Source organism: Donghicola mangrovi (assembly GCF_013377535.1).
Taxonomy (GTDB): Bacteria; Pseudomonadota; Alphaproteobacteria; order Rhodobacterales; family Rhodobacteraceae; genus Donghicola; species Donghicola mangrovi.
Genome location: NZ_JABCJE010000010.1, coordinates 11,407 through 34,063, shown reverse-complemented (window position 1 = coordinate 34,063; position 22,657 = coordinate 11,407). Strand labels below are relative to the sequence as shown.

Below are 22,657 nucleotides of genomic sequence, written 5' to 3'. Positions count from 1 at the left end.
GCGATTTCGCCCATGCACGGCCTTGAACCGCCCCGAAACCATACACATATATTTTCATGAATGTGATTAACCGGAGGATGGCATGTCACAGAACGACAGACTGACCTGCCTGGATTGCGGCACGCCCAATCGCGTCCCGCATGACAAGCTGGGTGACAACCCCAAATGCGGGAAATGCGGTGGCTGGCTGATCACCGGCAAAGTGGCCGAGATTGACCCCGCGACCTTGCAAAAGGCCGCCCAAGACACTGCGCTGCCCTTGGTGGTGGATTTCTGGGCCCCGTGGTGTGGTCCCTGCCGCGCGATGGCCCCCCAGTTCGGGATGGCGGCCGAGCGGCTGAAAGGCTCTGTGCGTTTGGCCAAGCTGAACACCGAACAGCACCAGACCGTTTCGGGGCGCTATGGCATTCGCGGTATTCCCGCGATGATCGGCTTCCACGGTGGGCGCGAGGTTGGCCGTCAGGTTGGCGCCATGCAGATGCCCGGCATCGTGCAATTTGCCAGTGGCCTGACCGCCAAGGCCCGCTAATCAATCGCGCGCCCGCAGCACTCCTGCGGGCCGCGCCGCCAAGGGCCGCCACGCAAAGGCCAGCCCCGCCAGAAGGTTCGCCCCGATCCCGCCCGCGATGATCACAATGGCCGAGGGCCAGATCACCGCAAAATCGGTCTCCATCACGAAGTGGCTGACGCCCCAACCGGCACCGATGCCCGCGATCAGCCCCACGACGCCAGCAGCAAAACCCATCAGCATCGCCCGCAGCGCAAAGCTGCGCAGGATTTGACCGCGCGTGGCCCCGATGGTTTTCAGGATCGCAGCCTCATAGGTGCGGCCCCGTTCGCCCGCAGCAGACGCCCCGATCAGCACCAGAAATCCGGTCAGCAAAGTCATCCCCGCGCCATAAGAAGTGGCCGCCGCGATGCCCGACATGACCTCCGCCACGCGGTTGATGGCATCCCGCACGCCGATCGCCGTCACATTGGGATAGGCATTTGAAATATCGCGCAGAATGGGGCCTTCGGCGGCTTGGGTCGCGTAAACGGTGGCGATGTGGGTATGCGGCGCGCCGGACAGGGCCGAGGGGTTCATCGTCAGCACGAACCCGATCCCCGCGGTGGAAAAATCCACATCGCGGAAGCTGGTGATCGTGCCTGTGATATCGCGCCCCAACACGTTGACGGTCAGGGTATCCCCCAGCCGCAGACCCAGTTCCTCGGCCTCTTCGGCGGCAAAGGAAATTTGCGGGTCGCCCGTGTAATCCTCGGGCCAGAATTGGCCTGCGGTGACGGTGGTGCGGCTGTCGGTTTTGGCGGCGTAGGTGATGCCGCGATCCCCGCGAACCACCCAGTGATCGGGGGCGAGCTCTTGGGCGGGGCGGCCGTTGATCTGGGTGATCACGCCGCGCAGCATGGGCGCGGTATCAACGCGGCTGACCTGCGGATCGTTGGTGACGCGGTCCAGAAAGCCCGCGAGCTGATCGGGCTGGATATCCACGAAGAAATAGCTGGGGGCCACGTCCGGCAAATCGCGCGAGATCGCGTTGCGCAGGTTGCCGTCAATCTGCCCGACTGCGGCCAGAACCGACAGGCCAAGGCCCAAGGACAGGATCACCGCTGCTGTTTCCTGCTGCGGGCCGCCCACCGCAGCAAGCGCCCATCGCAGCGGTCCATGCTGGCCCCGATGGCTGGCACGGCGCGCCACGGTTCGGGTCCCCGCAGCGGCCAAGGTCAGCACCAGAAGCGCCCCCGCGATCCCCGCCGCCGTCCAGAGCGTCAGCGTGGCCGCAGCGGAAAACGCCACCGCCGCCCCGACCAGCGCCGCCAACAGCAGCGCAGCGAAAACCACGTAGGGCCAGCGGGGCAAGAGCTTGGCGCTGGCCATCGCGTCGCGGAACAGGGTCGCGGGGCGGACCTCTTCGGTGCGGGCAAGGGGCCAGAGGGTAAAGAGCAGCGCCGAAAGGGTGCCATAGAGGGCCGCTTCCAGCAGCGGCTCGGGATAGATGGTAAAGACCGCAGGCACCGGCAGGTTCGCCGCGATCAGCGGGGACAGCGCCAGTGGCAGCGCGACGCCCATGATCAGGCCGATGGTGATGCCAATCGCGCTCAGGATCGCGATCTGGATGAAGTAGGTCAGAAAGATCGTGCGGCGGCTGGCCCCGAGGGTGCGCAGGGACGCGATCACGCCGGTTTTGCCCGCCAGATAGGACCGGACGGCGGCGGAAACGCCGACCCCTCCGACAGCCAGACCGGACAGGCCAACGATCACCAGAAAGCTACTGAGCCGGTCCACGAACCGTGACACACCCGGGGCGCCATCGCGGCTGTCGCGCCAGCGGATACCGGCACCCGAGAACGTATTCTCGGCCACAGCGCGGGTGGCGTCGAGATCGGTGCCTTCGGACAAGAGCAGCCGGTATTCGGTGTCAAAAATCGACCCCGCCGACAGCAAGCCGCTATTGGCCAGATCATCGAACCGCACAATGGTCCGGGGGCCAAGGCCAAAGCCGCCACCCGCATCGTCGGGTTCGCGCAGCAGAGTGGCGGTCAGGGTAAATCGCTGTTCGCCAAGCAGAAAACTGTCGCCAATGGACAGACCCAGCCGGTCGATCAGGGCAGGGGCCATGACTGCACCGGGATTGCCATCGGTGGCCTGTAGCGATTGGTTCAGGGGGATGTCGGGCTCCAGCCGGACCGCCCCCAGCAAGGGATAAGCGTCGTCCACAGCCTTGACCTGCGTCAGGCCGCGCTCTTCGCCCGCGACCGCCATCGAGCGGAAATCCACAATCGCCGATAGCTGGTCAGAGATGCCCTGCATCCACGCCAGTTCATCGTCAGAGGCGCGGCGATAGGTCAGCTCGATCTCGGCGTCACCGCCAAGGAGGGCGGCCCCTTCGGACTGGATGCCTTGGTCGATGGCGCTGCGGACGGTGCCAACGGCGGCAATCGCCGCAACCCCCAGCGCGAGGCAGGCGAGAAAGATGTAGAACCCGCGCAGCCCACCGCGCAGTTCGCGCAGGGCGAAGCGAAACGGAACGGGTAGGGTCATGCAGCGCGCTCCGACAGGGCGATCCGGCCGTCGGTCAGGCGCAACTGACGATCGCAGCGCCGCGCCAGATCGGGGGCGTGGGTAACCATGATCAGGGTGGCTCCGTGGCGGTCGCGCAGGTCAAAGAGCAGCTTGATCACCGCCTCGCCATTCGCGCCATCAAGGTTCCCGGTGGGTTCATCCGCCAACAGGATCGCCGGACGGGTCGCCACCGCGCGGGCCAACGCCACGCGCTGCTGCTCGCCCCCCGACATCTGGCCGGGATAATGGCCGCCGCGGTGGCCAAGGCCGACGGCCTCCAACTCCTCGGCGGCGCGGGCCATGGGGTGGGGCACTCCGGCCAGCTCAAGCGGGGTCGCCACGTTTTCCAGCGCCGTCATGGTCGGGATCAGGTGAAAGGATTGAAACACAACGCCCATGTGATCGCGGCGAAAACGGGCAAGGCGGTCTTCGTTCATGGCGGTCAGGTCTTGGCCCAGACAGGTGATCGAGCCACCCGTGGCACGCTCCAGCCCGCCCATCAGCATCAAGAGCGAGGATTTGCCAGAACCCGAGGGACCAACCAGCGCAAGGGACTCGCCCTTTTGAACCTCTAGCGTGATCCCTTGCAGGATTTTGACCGGCCCGGCATTGCCATCCAGCGTCAAATTCACATCTGTTAGGGAGAGAACGGAGGTGCTCATGTCGGTAAATTTCCTTTCGGCCAAGTCATTTGGATATGGGGCCTTGGCGCGCAGCAGCAAGGTTTGCGCCGCAGCATTAGCGGTTTTTGTCGGCCTTAGCGGGGGCGTCAGCGCGGAAACGGTGACAATCGCGGCGCTGGGGGACAGCCTGACCCACGGCTACGGATTGCCGGCGGGGCAGGGGTTTGTGCCCCAATTGCAGGCGTGGCTGGACGCGAATGGTGCCGATGCCAAGATTTTGAACGCCGGCGTTTCGGGGGACACCACGGCGGGCGGGCTGTCACGGGTGGACTGGACCCTGACCGATGATGTGGACGCGATGATTGTGGAGTTGGGGGGCAATGACCTGCTGCGCGGGGTTGATCCGGACGTCAGCCGCCAGAACCTGTCGGGCATCCTGAGCGCGGCGCAGGCCAAAGAGGTTGACGTGCTGCTGGTCGGCATTGAGGGCACAGCCAACTTTGGCGCCGACTACAAGCAGCGGTTCGATGCGATGTACCCCGATTTGGCGCAGGAATTCGGGACGCTTTACTACCCGAACTTCTTTGAGGGGATCGCAGCAGGGGGCGTGACGCCGGAAACCCTGCGCAACTTCATGCAGCCCGACGGCATTCACCCGAACGCCGAGGGGGTCAAGCTGATCATCGCCGCGATCGGCCCCAGCGTACTGGAGCTGGTGAACGCCGCGCAGTGATCAATCCTTGGCCTTGGCGCCGATACCGCCACGCACTTTGCCCGGCGCGATGCCGTGGGCCATCCATGTGACACCTGCACGGGCAATCCGGGTGTTGTCCCAAGTGTCGAACACCAACGTAAACCCGTCAGCGGTCACATCCATACAGCGGATGTTGAAACGCAGGTTTTCGGACTGCGAACTGTCCATCCCCGACAGGCTGGCCACCACCACGGGGGGCGCAGCAAAGGGCGATTCAAAGGTGAAATCCCAGCGCACCTGACGGGCCCCGTCGCCATTCCACATGTATTCGTTGGTGTCGCAGTGATTGAACAGCTCGTCCTGAGCGGAAATCACCTGAAGAGAGCCGGGTATCATTGTGATTTGCTGAACAAATCGGGTCGACGCAAGCATCGCAAAAACTCCGAGAACTGGTACCAAGAACGGAAACAGAATGAGCGAGTCGCGCCTTCTGTTCAACCCATGCGAAAACGGGGATGCGTTTCCGCACCCCCGCTTTGCGTGTTTTCGCCGAAATCCGCCGCTTAGCGGGTGAATTTCTTGTGCTTGATGCGCTTGGGCTCCAGCGCGTCGGGGCCAAGGCGGCGCTTCTTGTCCTCTTCGTAGTCCGCGAAGTTGCCTTCGAACCACTCGACATGGGCTTCGCCCTCGAACGCCAGAATGTGGGTACAGATACGGTCAAGGAAGAAACGGTCGTGCGAGATGACCACGGCGCAACCGGCAAAGTCGCACAGCGCGTCTTCCAGCGCACGCAGGGTTTCCACGTCCAAATCGTTGGTCGGTTCGTCGAGCAGCAGCACGTTGCCGCCCTCTTTCAGCAGGCGGGCCATGTGGACGCGGTTGCGCTCACCACCCGACAAGAGGCCGACTTTCTTCTGCTGGTCGCCGCCCTTGAAGTTGAAGGACGAGCAATACGCGCGGCTGTTCACCGAGGCATCCCCCAGTTCGATCAGTTCCGCGCCGCCCGAGATAGCTTCCCACACGGTGTCGTCGGCGTTCAGATCGTCGCGCGACTGGTCCACATAGGACAGCTTCACGGTGTCACCATAGGTGACCGCACCGCTATCGGGCTGTTCCTGACCGGTCAGCATCTTGAACAGGGTCGATTTACCCGCACCGTTGGGGCCGATCACGCCGACAATGCCACCCGGCGGCAGCGAGAAGTTGAGACCTTCGACCAGCAGCTTGTCGCCGTAGGCCTTCTGGATGTTCTCGACCTCGATAACCTTGGAGCCCAGACGGGGGCCGTTGGGGATAACGATCTGTGCGCGGCCGACTTTTTCACGCTCGGACTGGCTGGCCATTTCGTTATAGGCCGCGATACGGGCTTTGGATTTCGCCTGACGGGCTTTCTGGCCCTGACGCATCCACTCGAGTTCGCGTTCCAGAGTTTTCTGTTTCGCTTTGTCTTCGCGGGCTTCCTGCTCCAGACGCTTGGCCTTCTGTTCCAGCCAGCTGGAGTAGTTGCCTTCGTAGGGGATGCCGCGGCCACGGTCGAGTTCCAGAATCCAGCCGGTAATGTCATCCAGGAAGTAACGGTCGTGGGTGACGCAGAGGATGGTGCCTTTGTAGTCGATCAGGTGCTGCTGCAGCCACGCGATGGTTTCCGCATCAAGGTGGTTGGTCGGTTCGTCGAGCAGCAGCATGTCAGGCGCTTCGAGCAGCAGTTTGCACAGCGCAACGCGGCGCTTTTCACCGCCGGACAGTTTCGACACGTCCGCGTCATCGGGCGGGCAGCGCAGAGCTTCCATCGCCACGTCGATCTGGCTGTCCAGTTCCCACAGGTTTTCTGCGTCGATCTGGTCCTGCAGGACGGTCATCTCTTCCATCAGCTCGTCGGTGTAATCCTCGGCGATCTGCATGGCGATTTCGTTAAAGCGGTCGATCTTGCCCTTCTTCTCGGCGACGGCCAGCATCACGTTCTCACGCACGCTCAGCGACTCGTCCAGCTTGGGCTCCTGCGGCAGATAGCCAACGCGAGCACCTTCGGCAGCCCATGCTTCGCCGCTGAAATCCTTGTCCCAACCGGCCATAATGCGCAGCAGGGTCGATTTACCGGCGCCGTTGACACCGACAACACCGATTTTCACGCCGGGCAGGAACGAGAGGCGGATGTTTTCAAAGCACTTCTTGCCACCGGGATAGGTCTTGGACACACCGTCCATGTGGTAGACGTATTGATAGGAAGCCATGGGCGTCCGCTCCTTGCAGATATTCTGGGGTTTGGGGCGGAGTCATAGCCAAGGGGCCGCGCGGGGGCAATCGCAGAAGGACACGAATTTCCGCATAAATTGACGTGCGCCGATCAGGCATAGAACAGATTTTCCTGCAAAAGGCGCGTCGCATCGTTTCGGGGCCGCTTGACACCCTGTCGCAGGGTCGGATTTATGGGCGGGTTTTTGACGGAACCGCATATGCCTTACAATTTGCCTTTTGTTGCGCCCGGTCAGGTGATCGGACTGCTCGGCGGGTCGTTTGACCCTCCGCACGGGGGGCATGTGCAGATCACCCGAGAGGCGTTGAAACGCTTTGGTCTGGATCAGGTCTGGTGGCTGGTCAGCCCCGGCAACCCGTTGAAATCCCGTGGCCCCGCGCCGATCGAGCAACGCTTGCAGGCCGCGCGCGACCTGATGCAGCACCCCCGCGTGCACGTCACCGATATCGAGGCGCGGATCGGCACCCGCTACACCGCTCAAACGCTGGAGCGGCTGCAACAACTGGTTCCACAGGCGCGGTTCGTGTGGCTGATGGGGGCCGATAATCTGGCCGGGTTCCACCGCTGGGATCGCTGGCAGGACATCATGTCGATGGTGCCCGTGGGCGTTCTGGCCCGTCCGGGCGACCGCATGGCGGCCCGCTTCAGCAAGGCCGCGAGGGTGTTCGACGGGGCGCGTCTGGACAGCGCAGCTAGCCGGACCTTGGGGCAGGGGGACGCCCCGCGTTGGTGTTTCGTGAATATTCCGATGAATGCGCAATCGTCGACCGCGCTGCGGAAATCGGGCCGCTGGCCGCAATAACCCAATCACATTTTCGCACCAGCGCCGGATTCTGTCGGGCAAGCGTGACTTAGCTCTTGTCCGCTCAAAGGGCCTGCGTTTTTAGTGTGCGCATGGTACATGCTGTTTCTCGTCGTTTCTTTGTTGGCGCGCTTGGCGCAACGGCTTTGCAAGTTGCAACGGCCGATGCAGCGGGGCTTGCCCAATCCTTGCGTCCCCAGTTGCGCCCCGGTGCCGGTGCGGCCTCTGGCGGGACCAAGGTTGTCCTGCCCGCCGCAGATAGCTTGCTTGCGAATGCGGGGCTGTCGGGTCAGGTGATCTATGCGGTGGCCGATGCCCGCACCGGTCAGGTGCTAGAGGCGCGCGAAGTCGCTGGCGGTCTGCCCCCCGCAAGCGTGGCGAAATCGGTCACGGCGGTTTACGCGCTGGAAACCTTGGGGCCGGCCTACAGGTTCCACACGCGGATCATTGCGGTTGGCTCCGTATCGGGCGGCGTGGTGAACGGCGATCTGGTTTTGGCAGGCGGCGGCGATCCGACTTTGGACACCGACGGCATGGCCGATCTGGCGAAACAGCTGAAGGCCGCCGGTATCCGAGAGGTTCGGGGCAAGTTTCTGGTCTATGGCGGCGCGCTGCCCTTTACGGTAGAGATCGACAAGGACCAGCCGGACTACGCCGGATATAACCCGCCGATTTCAGGGCTGAACCTGAACTACAACCGCGTGCATTTCGAATGGAAACGCGCGGCCAAGGGCTATGCCATGACGATGGATGCGCGGTCGGATCACTACCGCCCCGATGTCACCATGGCCAAGATCAGCATCGCACAGCGCGATCTGCCGGTGTTTACCTACAAGGATCTGGGTGCTGCTGACAGCTGGACCGTGGCCAGCGGCGCTTTGGGGAATGGCGGGGCACGTTGGTTGCCCGTGCGCAAACCCGAGCTTTATGCAGGCGAGGTTCTGCAGGTCTTTGCCCGCAGCCACGGAATTAACCTGCCCAAGCCTCAGGTCACCCGCAGTGCGCCGCGCGGCAGTGTTCTGGCGCAGCGCAGCAGCGAGCCTTTGCAGGACGTTCTGAAAAGCTGCCTGAAGTATTCCACCAACCTGACCGCCGAAATCGCGGGTCTGACGGCCAGCATCAAGCGGGCAGGGCAGGTCAGCAGCCTGCGTGCCTCGGGTCAGCTGATGACCGCTTGGGCCGAAAGCCGACTGGGGATGAAGGGCTGCAAGTTCGTCGATCACTCGGGTCTCGGGGCCGAATCGCGGGTGACGGCGGCGGGGCTGGCGCAGGCCTATACCGGTGCCGTGCATCGCGGCCTGCTGCCCCATCTGATGAAGTCGATCCCCATGACCGACCCCCAGGGCAAGGCCATCCCGACCAGCCAGCTGAACGTTCACGCCAAAACCGGCACCCTGAACTTTGCCAGCGGGCTGGGGGGCTATATCACCACGGCCAAGGGGCGCGATCTGACCTTCGCGATTTTCGCAGCGGATTTGCCGAAACGCGCCACCCTGACCGAGTTCCAGAAAGAAAGCCCGCCGGGCGGTAAAACCTGGAACCGGCGGGCCAAAGCGTTGCAGCAGGCGCTCATCCAGCGCTGGGGCGCTGTCTACGACGCCTGATTATTCGGTCATGTGACGGGCGCGGGCGCCGCGCTCGATCGCTGCGGCGTGCAGACGGTCGATGTTCAGCTCGTAGCGCATTTCCTCGAGCAAACGCAGCTCTGTCTCGTACAGATGCCCGTCCGCTGCGGCCACGTCACAGGCCAGTGCATAGGCGGTTTCGTTCAGCTTTTCGGGCAAAGCTTCGCGGATCAGGCCGAACAGGGCATCCAGACCGTCCTCTTGTTCGAAGAGCTCGAACACCAGTTCGGTGATGCGCGCGATGCGGTCCGTGTCATATTCGGCAAAAACCGGCAGCATGTTGACCGAGTTCTGGATTTCCACCAGCTCGGCAGTGCGCATGTCTTCGTCCGAGGCCGAAATCGCTACCATGATGGCGACCAGAGCGTCTTGGGCGCTGATGATGTGCTGGACTTCTTCGGTCACGTTGTTTCCTTTCAAATACGGCCTTTCCCCATGAGATTATTGACGCCTGAGCCCCCTCGCAATAGGGAGAGCGGAAATGTGCGGACCCTCGCCGCTCATAGTCACCTACGGAGAAACGGAAAATGTCTGAACTGCGCGAAGCCGCAATGCGTTCGAAAGCCTGGCCCTTTGAAGAAGCGCGCCAGCTGCTGAAACGCTATGAAAAGGCACCGCCGGAGAAGGGCTACGTGCTGTTCGAAACCGGCTATGGCCCCTCGGGTCTGCCGCATATCGGCACCTTTGGCGAAGTAGCACGGACCACCATGATCCGTCGCGCCTTCGAGGTGATCAGCGATATCCCGACCCGCCTGATCTGTTTCTCGGACGACATGGACGGCATGCGCAAAGTGCCCGAGAACGTACCAAACCAGGAACTGCTGTACGCGAACATCCAGAAACCGCTGACCGCTGTTCCGGACCCGTTCGAGCAGTACGAAAGCTTTGGTCACCACAACAACGCGATGCTGCGCCGCTTCCTCGATACCTTCGGGTTCGAGTACGAGTTCTACTCGGCGACCGAATTCTACAAATCCGGCAAATTCGACGAGATTCTGCTGCGCGCCGCTGCGAAATACGATGATCTGATGAAGATCATGCTGAAGTCCCTGCGGGATGAACGCGCGGCGACCTACTCGATCTTCTTGCCGATCCACCCCGAAACCGGCCGCGTTCTGTACGTTCCGATGAAGAACGTGGATGCCGTGAACGGCACCATCACCTTTGACGACGAAGACGGCAAGGAATGGACCCTGCCCGTGACCGGCGGCAACGTAAAGCTGCAGTGGAAGCCCGACTTCGGCGCCCGTTGGGCCGCGCTGGACGTGGACTTTGAAATGTACGGCAAGGACCACAGCACCAACACGCCGATCTATGACGGTATCTGCCGGACCCTTGGCGTGCGTCCGCCCGAGCACTTCACCTATGAACTGTTCCTTGACCAGAACGGCGAGAAAATCTCGAAGTCCAAGGGCAACGGTCTGTCGATCGACGAATGGCTGACCTATGCCTCGACCGAGAGCCTGTCGTACTTCATGTACCAAAAGCCCAAGACCGCAAAGCGTATGCACTTTGACGTGATCCCCAAGGCGATGGACGAGTACCACCAGCAGCTGCGCGCCTATGCGGATCAGGACATGGACCAGCGGGTCAACAACCCCGTGTTCCACATCCACGGCGGCGATGTGCCTGAGTCAAAGATGGTTGTGCCGTTCTCGATGCTGCTGAACCTGGCCTCCGCTGCCGGTGCGCAGGACAAGGAAACCATGTGGGGCTTCATCCGCCGCTATGCGCCGGAAGCCACCGCAGAAACCCATCCCGATCTGGATGCGGCCGCCGGTTTCGCCGTGCGCTACTACAACGACTTCGTGAAACCCACGAAAACCTTCCGCGCGCCGACCGAACAGGAACGCGCCGCGCTGCAGGATCTGCTGGGTCGCCTTCAGGGCTACGAAGGCGCGATGGACGCCGAAGAGCTGCAAAGCCTCGTGTTCGCAGTGGGCAAGGACCACAACTTCGAGAACCTGCGTGACTGGTTCAAAGCGATCTACGAAGTGCTGCTGGGTCAGAGCCAAGGCCCCCGTTTCGGCGGCTTCATCGCGCTCTACGGCCTGAACGAGACCATCGCCCTGATCGAACAGGGTCTGGCGGGCAATCTCGGCTAACTCTGGCTGAAACCAAAAGGCGCGCTACCTCGTCCTGTAGAGGAGAGGAGGCGTGCCATGAAGACACTGATCATTGCGGCGGCGCTGTGGCTGGGAACGGCCATCGGCGCTGTCGCGCAACAAGACGATATTCGTCAAACCATCCGCAACCAGCTGGACGCGTTCAAGTCCGATGATCTGGCGACGGCGTTCACCTTTGCCAGCCCGACGATACAGGGCATTTTCCGCAGCCCCGAGATGTTCGGCCACATGGTCCAGAACGGCTACCCTATGGTCTGGCGGCCCGGAACCGTAGTGTTTCTGGGCCTTGCGGAGCGCGAAGGCACCCTGTTCCAGACCGTCGTGATCGAGGACCGCTCGGGCAAGGCGCACACGCTGGAATACAAGATGATCCAGATCGACGGGCGCTGGCAAATCGACGGCGTGCGGCTGCTGGCCATCGACGGCGCGATTGCCTGAGGGCACCGTACGCCCCCGCAAGAGCCGGTTAAAACGGCATTGATACTTCCCTTGGCCCAAAGCGCATCTCGTGCGCCCACGCAAAAAGGGAAACACCATGACCATTGCCTATACCGATCCTGATGACCTGCTGCCCGTCCCCTTCGAAGAGGGTCTGTACAACTGGTCAGCAGGCGACGGCCTGACCGGCAGCCAGACGCTGGAAACCGTGGGCGGCGTGTCGATCGTGACCGCTGACGGGGATTTTGGCGGCTGTCTGGAGATCGTGAAATCCTCTAGCACCCAGCGCGTGCGCTGCATGGACGCGACCCCGATGGTTCCGGGCCGCTACCTGCGCATCCGAATCCGGATCAAGGCGATCTCGGGCACTCTGCCCAAAGTGCGCGTGGCAGGCACCCCGGTGAACAGCGCAGGCTCCGCGATCAGCGGATTAACCGCGATTGGCCCGTCGAAAGCGCTGACAGGCTACGGCTCCATCCGCGAGGTGTCGGGCATCGTCGGCACCGGCGCGCGGGACGGCGTAGACATGGTCTGGGGCATGGATGCGGCCGCTGGCCATTTCGGTTTTGACCTGACGGGCGGCAATGGCGGCGTCGTGCACATCGACGACGTGATCATCGAGGACGTAACCGCCCTGTTCCTGCCCCAACTGGTGGGCGCGGTGGACGTGCGTGACTATGGCGCCGTTGGCGATGGCAGCACCGACGATACCGCCGCATTTCTGGCCGCCGATGACGCCGCTGATGGGCGCGCGGTCTATGTCTCGCCCGGCAGCTACTATCTGGGCAGCAGTCTGACGCTGGAACACCGCGTGCAGTTTTCCGGCACGCTGGTCATGCCCAAGGACGCCATTCTTACCCTTCAGCGCAATCTGGATCTGGTGACCTATGCCGCCGCTTTCGGGTCTGAATCCAAGGGCTTGGCCAAGGCATTTCAAGCACTGCTGAACAGCGGCTCGCATGACACGCTAGACCTCTGCGGGCGCAGCGTCCAACTGACCGAGCCCCTTGATATGCAAGCCGCTGTCCCCAACCGCGACGCCTATGCCACCCGCCGCGTGATCCAGAATGGCCAGATCGAGGCGTCGAATTCCTCGGACTGGGACGACACGGTGGTGACCTCGGTTGCCAGCTATGATCCGTCGAACGCCTATTTCCTGCACAGCGTTCAGAACGTGGCGAATATCCCCGTTGGCGCACTGGTCGAAGGCGCAGGTGTGGGCCGCGAAGTGTATGTGCGCGCCGTTGACGTGGCATCGGGCACTGTGCGCCTGAACTGCCCTTTGTTTGACGCCGAAGGCACCCAGAACTTCACCTTCCGCCGCTATAAATATCTGCTGGATTTCAGTGGCTTCGGCAACTTGGCCAAGTTCGCCATTTCCGATATCGAGTTCCGTTGCAACGGCCGCGCCAGTGGCCTGATGATCGCGCCCGCCGGGATCGGCCTGCACATCCGCGACAGTGTCTTTACCCGCCCGAAAAACCGCGCGCTGACCTCGCCCGGCGAAGGGTGCCAAGGCATGATGGTCGACCGCTGCCAGTTCCTGTCGGACGAAAGCCCTCTGACCGTGTCCGAGCGCGTCAGCATCGCCATGAACGCCACCGGCAATGACGTGAAAATCCGCGATAACCGCTTTGTTCACTTCAAACATTCGATCGTGCTGGCCGGTGCGGGCAACATGATTTCCGGCAATCACTGGTTCCAAGGGGACAGCGCCTCGAACGGCATCCGATCGGCCGGTCTGATCCTGAGCAAGACGAACTGCAAGACCACGATCACCGGCAACTACATCGACAACAACTACATTCTGTGGGCCAACGAGCACGATCAGGACCCTGCGCAGAATGATGAATTCTCGTTCGGGGGCCTGACCATTAACGGTAACATCTTTACCGTGAATGATGTGTCAGAGGCGTTCCGCTTCTTTATCGTGCGCCCCCACGGCACCGGCCATTTCCTCAGCGGCCTGACCATGGGCAACAATGTCTTCCGCGCGCTGAACGGCAATATCGAGCGGGTCGAGGATCTGGACACCACCTATGCCGAGCTAAAGCTGGACCGCAGTTACAACGTCATGGTTCAGGGTAACGTGTTTAACGCGGTCACCAACCAGATCCGTAACCCTTTGGTTCTAAAGGTCGATCAGAACACCGCCTCCAGCACTTGGACCATCGACTGCGGCCCCAGCCTACCATTCCAAGGCCGCGTCCGTTCCGTCGAGGCGGTGATTGCCGAAGGGCCCCTGACCACGGCGGGGGGCATGGTGAAATGGGCCACCCCCTATGCCGAGCCAGAGCAAGGCTCGAACGGAGACAAGGTCAAGCTGATGTGGGAAACAGCGTTAAAGGGCCGCGTGACCCTGACGGCGCGCGTTGACGCGCCGCTTTAACCGCCGAACTTGTTAACCTTGTCCTGCCATGCGCGGGGCAGGGTGCCCATATAGTCACGGACCGCATCATATTGGGGGCGGAGCATGTCAAAGGCGGCACGCTCTTGCCCCTCTGTCATTTTCAGGGATTTGCCTTCGTGATGCTTTTTGGCTGTATCGGCGGGCACGTAATCCAGTCCCGCAAACGCACAAAGGCGCTGCAACCCGTCGCCGCCAAAAATATCCTCGTAAAAGAGCGGCAGGAATTTCCCCTCGGGCAAAACGCGCGCCTTTTCCAACGCAGAGGCATAGTCGCCCCGCGCGCGCATCTCGGGCAGTTTATCATCCAAGGCCGCCTGCAGCATGTCGGCACAATGGGTCTCGAACTGCTTGGGTTTGTTCGACTTTTCGGCGTTCATTCGAACATGGCTCCACAAACGGGCCACCGGATCACGCATGAGGTATAAGAACCGCGTATCGGGCGCGACCTTGGCCATGCGGTGGTAAACATCCTCCGACTGGATCGCATAGGACGGCGTGATGTCGGCCACCACAGGCGCCCCTTCGGCGCCCGTTTTCAGAAAGCAGACATAGGCGTAGTCCCGTTCGTCATCGGTGTCGTTTAACACCAGCAGCCAATCGAGCGCATCGTCGAACCGTTTGCGCACACGAGTGCGCAGCGCGCCCTTGGCTGTGGTCGCACGAAAGCTCAGTTCCTCGGCCTTTTTACCAACCTTGTCCCGCTCGCGTTGCAACGCCTCGGGTTCGAGATTGTCGAAATAATGCAACTCTTTACGCGACCGAACATGGCATTGCGGGTGATCGGCCAGATAGTGGTAGAGCCACGTCGTTCCCGACTTCGTGGCCCCGAGTCCGATCAGAACCGTAGGTTGTTTGCGCATCGATTGCCTGTTTCGTTTTTTTGCCAGCATATTGCAAAACGGCAGATCGTCAAAGAAGCTTACCCTGCTGCGGCGTGAACAGGTCAGAAATTCTGCCAGATCGTTAGGCCCACCTTTGGCGTGCTGCCCGATAGACCAACGCTATAGCTCAGCAATAGGTCCTGCGTGTCGCTGATTTTCGCGCCTGCGACCCCCTCGATCCGCCAGTCCGTCTGCTGCCAGGAATGGCTGCCCTGTAGCTGCGCATAAACCTTACACCAGTCGCGGGACGAAACGCCAAGGGTCACTTCGAGCTTGGTTAACGGCTCGGCCCCCAGACTGCGGCTGGCCCCAACGGTGAACCATCCGCCCTGCATTACCGCCAGCCCACGCCCCCAAGAAGCGCCGATCCGCAGTTCCGGCGGGCTGATATCCAGCCCATAGGACAGCCCATAAGGGTCCAGCGGGATCAATCCGCCCGAGCGCATCTGCACGCCCATCTCCAGCGCCATTCGGCTGGATTTCAACTCGAACGATCGGCTGGCAAATAGCGCCGCGTGACCGGTGTAGTCATACGCTCCGAACCCGTCCGCCCCGATAGTCCAATCGCCCCCCAAACCGTATTCGCCATAGAACGACCCCGCCCCGCTATCTAGGACGCCCATGGCGGTGAAAACCTTGCCCTTCTCGCGGGGCCAAGGGCCCCCGAGCGCAGGATTCGCCAGCAACAAAAGGACTAACACCACGATCCGCCACATGGGGCGACTTTCGGCAATCGGGGTTAACAGATGGCTAACGAACGGGCGCGAAACTATCGGACGGCCGCATTGCGCCCGCCAGAAATGCCTGCCACGGTCCCGCAAACCACAAAACCACCAGAGGCAGTTTCATGAAAAAATTCATTCTGATCGCAGGCTTGCTGGCACTAGCCGGATGCGGCGTGCCCTTCGTTCCGTTCATCTGACGGGGGTTAACGCCCCCGCCGTTTCACATTGCCACCGCGCTGGCCGGGGCGTCCGGCCGTGCTGCGGCCGCGCGCCTTGACCGCCTCATCCTGAGCGGCGTCGATGGCGGACTGGCGTGCCATCGGGTCGTCGGCAATCGCCAGATCCACCGCCTCGAGGCGCTTGATCTCGTCCCGCAGCCGCGCTGCTTCCTCGAATTCGAGGTTCTCGGCCGCCTTGCGCATGTCGTTCCGCAGCCCTTCCAGAACAGCCTGCATGTTGCTGCCCTGATGCTTTTTGTCGATCGTGGCGGTGACGCGGGACATGTCCGTGTCGCCTTGGTAAAGGCCCGCCAGCACGTCATCGACGTTCTTTTTGACCGTCGCGGGGGTGATCCCGTGCTCCTCGTTATAGGCGATCTGCTTTTCGCGGCGGCGGTTGGTCTCGGCAATCGCGCGCTCCATGCTGCCGGTCATGCGGTCGGCGTACATGATCACTTTGCCCTCGGCGTTCCGCGCGGCGCGACCGATGGTCTGGATCAAGGAGGTCTCGGATCGCAGGAAACCCTCTTTGTCGGCGTCCAGAATGGCCACGAGGCCACATTCGGGGATATCCAGACCCTCGCGCAGCAGGTTGATCCCGACCAGCACATCAAACGCGCCCAAACGCAGATCGCGCAGGATTTCGATCCGCTCGATCGTGTCGATGTCGCTGTGCATGTAGCGCACGCGGATGCCTTGTTCGTGCAGGTACTCGGTCAAGTCCTCGGCCATACGCTTGGTTAACACCGTGGCCAAGGTCCGGAAGCCTGCCTGTGACACTCGGCGAATTTCATCAAGCAGATCGTCCACCTGCGTTTCCACCGGACGGATTTCCACCATCGGGTCCAGAAGGCCGGTCGGTCGGATCACCTGCTCGGCAAAGACGCCACCGGATTGCTCCAGCTCCCACGCGGCGGGGGTCGCGCTGACGAACACAGATTGGGGGCGCATGGCGTCCCATTCCTCGAACTTCAGGGGGCGGTTGTCCATGCAAGAGGGCAGGCGGAAGCCATGCTCGGCCAGCGTGAATTTGCGCCGGTAGTCGCCCTTGTACATCGCGCCGATCTGCGGGACCGACACGTGGCTTTCGTCCGCAAACACGATCGCAGTGTCGGGGATAAATTCGAACAAGGTGGGCGGGGGCTCGCCGGGGGCGCGGCCGGTCAGATAGCGGGAATAGTTCTCGATCCCGTTGCAAACGCCGGTGGCTTCCAGCATCTCGAGGTCAAAGTTGGTGCGCTGCTCCAGCCGCTGCGCCTCTAGCAATTTACCCTCGCCGACCAGTTGATCCAGCCGTTTGCGCAGCTCTTCCTTGATCCCGATAATCGCCTGTTTCATCGTCGGGCGCGGGGTCACGTAGTGAGAGTTCGCATAGATCCGTATGCGGTCAAAGGTGTCGGTCTTTTCGCCGGTCAGCGGGTCAAATTCCGTCAGCGCCTCAAGCTCTTCGCCAAAGAAGCTCATGCGCCACGCGCGGTCCTCAAGGTGGGCAGGCCAAACCTCGAGCACGTCGCCACGCACGCGGAAACTGCCCCGCTGGAAGGCGTGGTCGTTGCGCCGGTATTGCTGCGCCACCAGATCGGAAATCACCTGCCGCTGGTCGTACATCTGCCCCACATGCATGTCCTGCGTCATGGCGTTGTACGTCTCGACCGAGCCGATACCGTAGATACACGACACCGAGGCCACGATGATCACATCGTCCCGCTCCAGCAGGGCCCGCGTGGCCGAGTGGCGCATCCGGTCGATTTGTTCGTTAATCTGGCTCTCTTTCTCGATATAGGTGTCGCTGCGGGGCACATAGGCCTCGGGCTGGTAATAGTCGTAGTAGGACACGAAATATTCGACCGCGTTCTCGGGGAAGAAACCTTTGAACTCGCCATAGAGCTGCGCAGCCAGCGTTTTGTTGGGCGCCAGAATGATGGCGGGGCGCTGGGTCTCCTCGATGACCTTGGCCATGGTAAACGTTTTACCCGTGCCGGTCGCCCCCAGCAGAACCTGATCCCGCTCACCATCCAGAACGCCGCCTGCCAACTCGCGGATCGCGGTCGGCTGGTCGCCCGCGGGCTGGAACGCTGTGTGCATGACAAACCGCTTGCCCCCTTCCAGCTTTTCGCGGCGCTGGGGGGCGGCATCCTGCATCGAGAACTGGTCTGGCCGGTTGTTGTGCATGGGGGTCTCCGTCTGGTCACCGCATATCTTGTCCTCTTTTTGTTCCCTTTCAAGGGCAGAGGGGCGACTCAAATACATTTCTAGGGGGTTAACAGGCGGGCAGGGCAGGGGCGCCAGGTCACCCAAACGCCGCAACCGGCGCGAAAAACTGTGGATAGGCCCCCGAACGGTCCCTGATTGCAACCGTAGGCCTTGCGTAACCCGCGCGATTTCAGGATAAGAAACCGAACTCTAAGGAGGCATCCCATGCGCGCACGCATTTTTCGTCCGGCCAAAACGGCCATGTCCTCGGGCACCGCAAAAAGCAAAGAGTGGATTCTGGAATTCGCCCATGCCAGCGCCCGTGAAGTCGACCCGCTGATGGGCTGGACCTCTTCGAGCGACACCCAGAGCCAGGTCAAACTGCGCTTCTCGTCCAAAGAAGCCGCGCTGGAATACGCCAGCGAGCATGGCATCGACGCCGAAGTGTTCGAGCCCAAGCCCCGCAAAGCGAACATCCGCAAAGGTGGCTACGGCGAAAACTTCGCGACCAACCGTCGTGGTGCTTGGACCCACTAAGCTTGTAAATCGGGGTAAAGTTGTCGCGAAATCGGCGCAAAGATCTCACGAAGTATCGTTTGAACTGAGCGAAACCCCAGATTTAGGCGAATCCGCCCGCTGATCGCAATATCTTGATTGCTGTTTTGACGCCGTTGAAGCACCCCAGAACATGACCTCTTCAGGGCGACCCCACCGGTCGCCCGTTGCATTTCCAGACCTGTCAGAGTGACACAGATGACCATTACCCACCTCGTAACCCACAGTGGCGGCTTTCACGCGGATGAACTGCTGTCCTCGGTCATCCTGACCCGCCTCTTCCCCGAGGCCGAACTGGTCCGCACCCGCGACACAGCATGGATCACCCCGGGCGAGGGCAAGATCATCTATGATGTGGGCCGCGACTACGACGCCGAGGCGCGCATCTTTGACCACCACCAGCGCCCCGTGCCCACCCGTGAGGACGAGCAGCCTTACAGTTCCTTCGGTCTGATCTGGAAGCATTACGGGCTCGACTATCTACGCGCTTTGGAAATCCCAGAGGCGGATCTGGAAGACATCCACGCCAGCTTCGAGAAAAGCTTCGTGCTGCCCATCGACCAGATGGATAATGGCGTCATGAACCCGTCGGTGGCCGGCCCTCTGACCTCGCTGACTATTTCTGTTCTGCTCGAGAGCCTGAAGCCGGTGTTCGACAACCGCAGCCCCGATGCGGACGATCAAGCCTTTGCCAAGGCGCTGCCGATCGCAGGGGCCTTCGTCGAAGCCTCGATCGCCAAGAAAGCCGCCAAGCGCCGTGCCGAGGCCATCGTTGCCAAAGCCATCGCAGATGCAGGCAGCTCGCGCATTCTGGAGCTGCCCATGGGCATGCCCTTCCGCTCGGCCATCGACGCCGCGGGGGCCGACCACCTGCTGTTCGTGATCAATCCCCGTGACAGTGATTGGTCCATCGGCGGCATCCGCATCAGCGGCGACAGCTTTGAGCAGCGCGCCGATCTGCCCGCTGCATGGGCCGGCCTGACCGACGAAGCGCTCGAAGAGGCCAGCGGCGTCAAAGGCGCGAAGTTCTGTCACAATGGCCTCTTCATCGCGGTTGCCAGCAGCCGAGAGGCGGCCCTGAAGATGGCCGAACTCGCCGTCGAAGAAGCCGAGCGCGAGGCCAGCGCTGCCTGATCCCATCTTTGGAGCATGTTGTAGGAACGTGCCATGGACTTTCTGCTGAACGGGGATGACCCTGGCCGCACCACGATCCTCTTTGCCCACGGCTCCGGCGCACCGATGGACACGCCATGGATGAACACCGTCGCGGAGAACCTCGCGGGCGAGGGCTTCCGCGTCGCCCGTTTCGAGTTCAGCTACATGGCTGCCCGCCGAAGGGGCGGCTCCAAACGGCCACCTGCGAAGGCCGAAACCTATGTGCCAGAGTTTCTGGCGGCGATAGAAGCACTACCCAGCGACGGCCCTCTGATTATTGGCGGCAAGAGCATGGGCGGCCGCGTGGCAAGCCTCATTGCTCAAGACCTTTTTGAAGCCGGAGGGATCACAGGCCTCCTGTGCCTCGGCTTTCCGTTTCATCCGCCGAAGAAACCCGACAATCGACGGGGCGAGAACCTAGCCCACATCACATGCCCGACCCTAATCTGCCAAGGCACACGCGATCCCTTCGGGACACGCGAAGACGTCGAGACCTACACTCTCTCAGATGCAGTCACTCTTCACTGGATGGAAGATGGCGACCATGACCTGAAACCGCGCAAGCGGGTGACGGGCTCCAGCTTGGAAGACCATCTCCAAGCCCTCGCGAGCCAAACCAAGGCTTGGGCAAGCGTCTGCATCTGAGCTGCGTCAAGTGTTGTAGAAGACGGTTGCCAAGGCGATTTCCGGCCCTAACCTGCCTTTCAGTCCCTGGCCGACCGCCGCGGTGCAGCTGCACCAAACCGGCCATTCGTCCATCGAGCAGCATTTTCGGAAGATGAAGGTCGGCAGTGCGGGACTTTGCTGTCGTTCAGCTCTAAGCTAGATGAGCACCACGAACAGGCATCACGGGCATAATTGTGGCTACTCTCATCTCATTCGCAGGCTTGCCGGGAACTGGTAAGAGCACAATCTCACGCGCCCTGTCGGTCGCAACGGGGGCGGTATATCTGCGGATTGATGAGATCGACGCCGCGATCTGGGCAATTGATCCCGACCGGGACATCGATCCGGAGAGCTACCATATCGCAGCAGCCCTTGCGGCCTCAAATCTTGCTCTGGGGCACACGACAATTATCGACTGCGTGAACCCTTGGGCGATCACACGAGAGATCTTCACTGCCGCCGCAAAGCGGTCAAAGGTAAGAATTCTTGGCGTTGAAACCATTTGCTCTGATCCGGTGATCCATCGGGCAAAGGTCGAAGAACGCACGATGGATGTGCCCGGTCTCGAAAAACCGGACTGGCAAAAGGTACTATCCCGCGACTACACGCCGTGGGCTACGGCAGAGGTGCGGCTGGACACGGCCAAGCTGAATCTCGCTGATGCCGTAGGCGAGATTGAGCGCCATCTCTAACGCGGCTTTGTGCTCGGAGCGGACATGCGGCGGTGCGGCGGCCCCAACACGAGGGCCGCGCCACCCTATTGACGCGATCGGCCCATTGCTGCCGTTCGGAAGTTGGCCGATCGGCGCGGCGCAGCTTCACCAGACCGGCCGTTCGTCCATCGCACAGCATTTTCGGAAGATGAAGGTCGACTCAGCGAACAAACCTACCGTTTGTCAAAACGAATTTATGAACACTTACTTCTCGTCAGATGACATTCAGCACCCACCTCGACAATACCGTAGGAAAACCACAGCGACCACTTTCGATATGATCTAGATTCTAAAGCCGATCATAGATTAAAACTTGCAAATCCGGTCTGCAATTTCACAGCAGACAACTGTGAGGTCGGGCCACTTAGTTACGTATCAATCTAGGTGGTGTTCTGGAATATCTAATCCAATTTCAGCGAGAGCAGCGAGCAAATCGCCGAAGGAATAATCGGACTGAAGTCGCCGAAAGCGGCTTACTTCGATTCCACCGTTATTGCCGCGAATCAAGCCTCTAAAAATCGGTGTAAATCGTGTTGGTACCTTTGGAACTTCGTAGACAGTAGACGTTCTTTGGAACAGGACCGATGCCGTTTCTTGTTGATCGACGCTGCCACCAATGACTGAAATTCTACTGCCGCTGTACAGTCGCCCCAAGCCTCCGGGGTCAACTCCAGCATTGAAGACAATGTCAAAGAAGCTCTCGTTACTGCTTTTGACAGCCATATCGGCAGCGCCGAAATAATCGGGATCGGGGTCATGGATTTTGCCAATGCCGCCAGTCTCCGTTTTATAATATATATCCCTAGAATTATACTTATTTCGAAACCGCACGATTTCAACTGTCGGTGTCTCAAGGAGTGCTCGAATAACGTCCCGATCACTTATCATGTATAAATCGACAACTTTCGGACCCTCTGCAATCTCGGTTGGAAGCTGATCATTCTCTTGGAGTACTGCCGTTTCCGAGTAAATTTCGTATTCGGCAGCCAATCTCGGACCAAAGGCAACGATCATTATTGCAGCTGAACTTAATGTTGCGGCCAACTTGGTCCTGAAGAGAATAGTTGGCAAAAATAAGAAGCCGTAAACGGTAGTGGTTATGATAGCTACGAACACGTCGACAATAGGGAGCATTGATCCGTGAGCGAGTAGTAGAGCGCGCTCGGGTTGAGCAATCACTAAACTCGCAACGCTCAAAACCATCAGAATGGCGACATAGAAATTCTGAATTATCCGGATATATTTCATTTTAACTTTAAATAACAAGACCCAATTGCCACTTGTAATTTCATTGAGAAGAGCCTTTTCAAAGGCCTAAGTTGGGCCGTTTTAAGTTTTTGTCGTATTATGAGCTGCTATTTTCCGGTCCCCACACTTAGGCTCGGATGTGGTGAAACAGTCCGACGGAAAGCATGTCGGAGCGACAAGCGGCACGCAGTGGCAAATAGCACAGTTCCAAATTTTGGAACTCTCCGGACATTCGCCGGGCAAGCTATCGCTGCAGGGCAGCTTCAC

Annotated in this window: 20 protein-coding genes; 11 read left to right on the top strand and 9 right to left on the bottom strand. The window is 60.8% G+C overall.

The features are described from left to right. Positions 1–82: 82 nt before the first annotated feature. Positions 83–529, top strand: a complete 447-nt coding sequence (locus HJ536_RS16410; protein WP_176854674.1) for a thioredoxin family protein — start codon at positions 83–85, stop codon at positions 527–529. Here HJ536_RS16410 and HJ536_RS16405 read toward each other — a convergent pair whose 3' ends face one another. Both HJ536_RS16405 and HJ536_RS16400 read right to left on the bottom strand, forming a co-directional pair. Next, the gene (locus HJ536_RS16405) at positions 530–3,043 is read right to left on the bottom strand and encodes an ABC transporter permease (protein WP_177158545.1); all 2,514 of its coding nucleotides are present in this window, start codon (positions 3,041–3,043) and stop codon (positions 530–532) included. Then, a complete protein-coding gene (locus HJ536_RS16400) occupies positions 3,040–3,726 on the bottom strand; it encodes an ABC transporter ATP-binding protein (protein WP_177158544.1) in 687 nt (228 codons plus the stop codon). Before HJ536_RS16400 ends, HJ536_RS16405 begins: the two co-directional genes overlap by 4 nt. Between HJ536_RS16400 and HJ536_RS16395 the strand changes: the two genes are divergently transcribed. Next, entirely contained in the window at positions 3,725–4,420 is a 696-nt protein-coding gene (locus HJ536_RS16395) for an arylesterase (protein WP_177158543.1), read from the top strand. The genes HJ536_RS16400 and HJ536_RS16395 overlap by 2 nt on opposite strands. Here HJ536_RS16395 and HJ536_RS16390 read toward each other — a convergent pair whose 3' ends face one another. After that, positions 4,421–4,777: an H-type lectin domain-containing protein gene (locus HJ536_RS16390; RefSeq protein WP_177158542.1), complete on the bottom strand. Its 357-nt coding sequence runs from the start codon at positions 4,775–4,777 to the stop codon at positions 4,421–4,423. A gap of 167 nt (positions 4,778–4,944) precedes the next feature. Continuing rightward, positions 4,945–6,612 carry an energy-dependent translational throttle protein EttA gene (gene ettA / locus HJ536_RS16385; RefSeq protein WP_176854681.1) on the bottom strand — a complete coding sequence of 556 codons (1,668 nt, stop codon included), beginning with the start codon at positions 6,610–6,612 and terminating at the stop codon, positions 4,945–4,947. Between the two features lie 222 nt (positions 6,613–6,834). On the opposite strand from ettA, the gene HJ536_RS16380 reads away from it, so the two are divergent. Continuing rightward, on the top strand, positions 6,835–7,437 hold the full coding sequence (locus HJ536_RS16380; protein WP_177158541.1) for a nicotinate-nucleotide adenylyltransferase: 603 nt from the start codon (positions 6,835–6,837) through the stop codon (positions 7,435–7,437). A gap of 92 nt (positions 7,438–7,529) precedes the next feature. Beyond that, the gene (gene dacB / locus HJ536_RS16375; RefSeq protein ID WP_177158540.1) at positions 7,530–9,041 is read left to right on the top strand and encodes a D-alanyl-D-alanine carboxypeptidase/D-alanyl-D-alanine endopeptidase; all 1,512 of its coding nucleotides are present in this window, start codon (positions 7,530–7,532) and stop codon (positions 9,039–9,041) included. Here dacB and HJ536_RS16370 read toward each other — a convergent pair whose 3' ends face one another. After that, entirely contained in the window at positions 9,042–9,413 is a 372-nt protein-coding gene (locus HJ536_RS16370; protein WP_194245095.1) for a tellurite resistance TerB family protein, read from the bottom strand. A gap of 176 nt (positions 9,414–9,589) precedes the next feature. Here HJ536_RS16370 and HJ536_RS16365 point away from each other — a divergent pair, with 176 nt between their 5' ends. From HJ536_RS16365 to HJ536_RS16355, 3 genes are all read left to right on the top strand, one after another. Then, a complete protein-coding gene (locus tag HJ536_RS16365) occupies positions 9,590–11,167 on the top strand; it encodes a lysine--tRNA ligase (RefSeq protein WP_176854687.1) in 1,578 nt (525 codons plus the stop codon). 57 nt (positions 11,168–11,224) lie between these two features. Then, positions 11,225–11,626 (top strand): DUF4864 domain-containing protein, encoded by a 402-nt coding sequence (locus tag HJ536_RS16360; RefSeq protein WP_176854688.1) that lies wholly within the window; start codon positions 11,225–11,227, stop codon positions 11,624–11,626. Positions 11,627–11,723: 97 nt separating this feature from the next. Further along, complete coding sequence (locus HJ536_RS16355) at positions 11,724–14,015, top strand: glycosyl hydrolase family 28-related protein (RefSeq protein ID WP_177158539.1); 2,292 nt, start codon at positions 11,724–11,726, stop codon at positions 14,013–14,015. Here the strand turns inward: HJ536_RS16355 and HJ536_RS16350 are convergent. The 3 genes from HJ536_RS16350 to uvrB form a co-directional block, all read right to left on the bottom strand. Beyond that, positions 14,012–14,896: a sulfotransferase family protein gene (locus tag HJ536_RS16350; RefSeq protein WP_177158538.1), complete on the bottom strand. Its 885-nt coding sequence runs from the start codon at positions 14,894–14,896 to the stop codon at positions 14,012–14,014. The two genes, HJ536_RS16355 and HJ536_RS16350, sit on opposite strands and share 4 nt — an antisense overlap. 83 nt (positions 14,897–14,979) lie before the next feature. Beyond that, a complete protein-coding gene (locus tag HJ536_RS16345; protein ID WP_177158537.1) occupies positions 14,980–15,540 on the bottom strand; it encodes a hypothetical protein in 561 nt (186 codons plus the stop codon). A 305-nt stretch (positions 15,541–15,845) separates the two neighbouring features. Next, positions 15,846–18,032: an excinuclease ABC subunit UvrB gene (gene uvrB / locus HJ536_RS16340; protein ID WP_276529465.1), complete on the bottom strand. Its 2,187-nt coding sequence runs from the start codon at positions 18,030–18,032 to the stop codon at positions 15,846–15,848. A 246-nt stretch (positions 18,033–18,278) separates the two neighbouring features. Between uvrB and HJ536_RS16335 the strand changes: the two genes are divergently transcribed. The 4 genes from HJ536_RS16335 to HJ536_RS16320 all read left to right on the top strand — a co-directional run bounded on the left by HJ536_RS16335 (position 18,279) and on the right by HJ536_RS16320 (position 21,121). After that, complete coding sequence (locus HJ536_RS16335; RefSeq protein WP_176854695.1) at positions 18,279–18,590, top strand: ETC complex I subunit; 312 nt, start codon at positions 18,279–18,281, stop codon at positions 18,588–18,590. A gap of 216 nt (positions 18,591–18,806) precedes the next feature. Further along, positions 18,807–19,742, top strand: coding sequence for an MYG1 family protein (locus HJ536_RS16330; protein ID WP_177158536.1), 936 nt, complete (start codon positions 18,807–18,809; stop codon positions 19,740–19,742). Positions 19,743–19,775: 33 nt separating this feature from the next. Beyond that, positions 19,776–20,408 carry an alpha/beta family hydrolase gene (locus HJ536_RS16325; RefSeq protein WP_177158535.1) on the top strand — a complete coding sequence of 211 codons (633 nt, stop codon included), beginning with the start codon at positions 19,776–19,778 and terminating at the stop codon, positions 20,406–20,408. Positions 20,409–20,623: 215 nt separating this feature from the next. Further along, positions 20,624–21,121: an AAA family ATPase gene (locus tag HJ536_RS16320; protein WP_177158534.1), complete on the top strand. Its 498-nt coding sequence runs from the start codon at positions 20,624–20,626 to the stop codon at positions 21,119–21,121. Positions 21,122–21,517: 396 nt separating this feature from the next. Here HJ536_RS16320 and HJ536_RS16315 read toward each other — a convergent pair whose 3' ends face one another. Next, entirely contained in the window at positions 21,518–22,390 is an 873-nt protein-coding gene (locus tag HJ536_RS16315) for a hypothetical protein (RefSeq protein ID WP_177158533.1), read from the bottom strand. Positions 22,391–22,657: the final 267 nt, after the last annotated feature.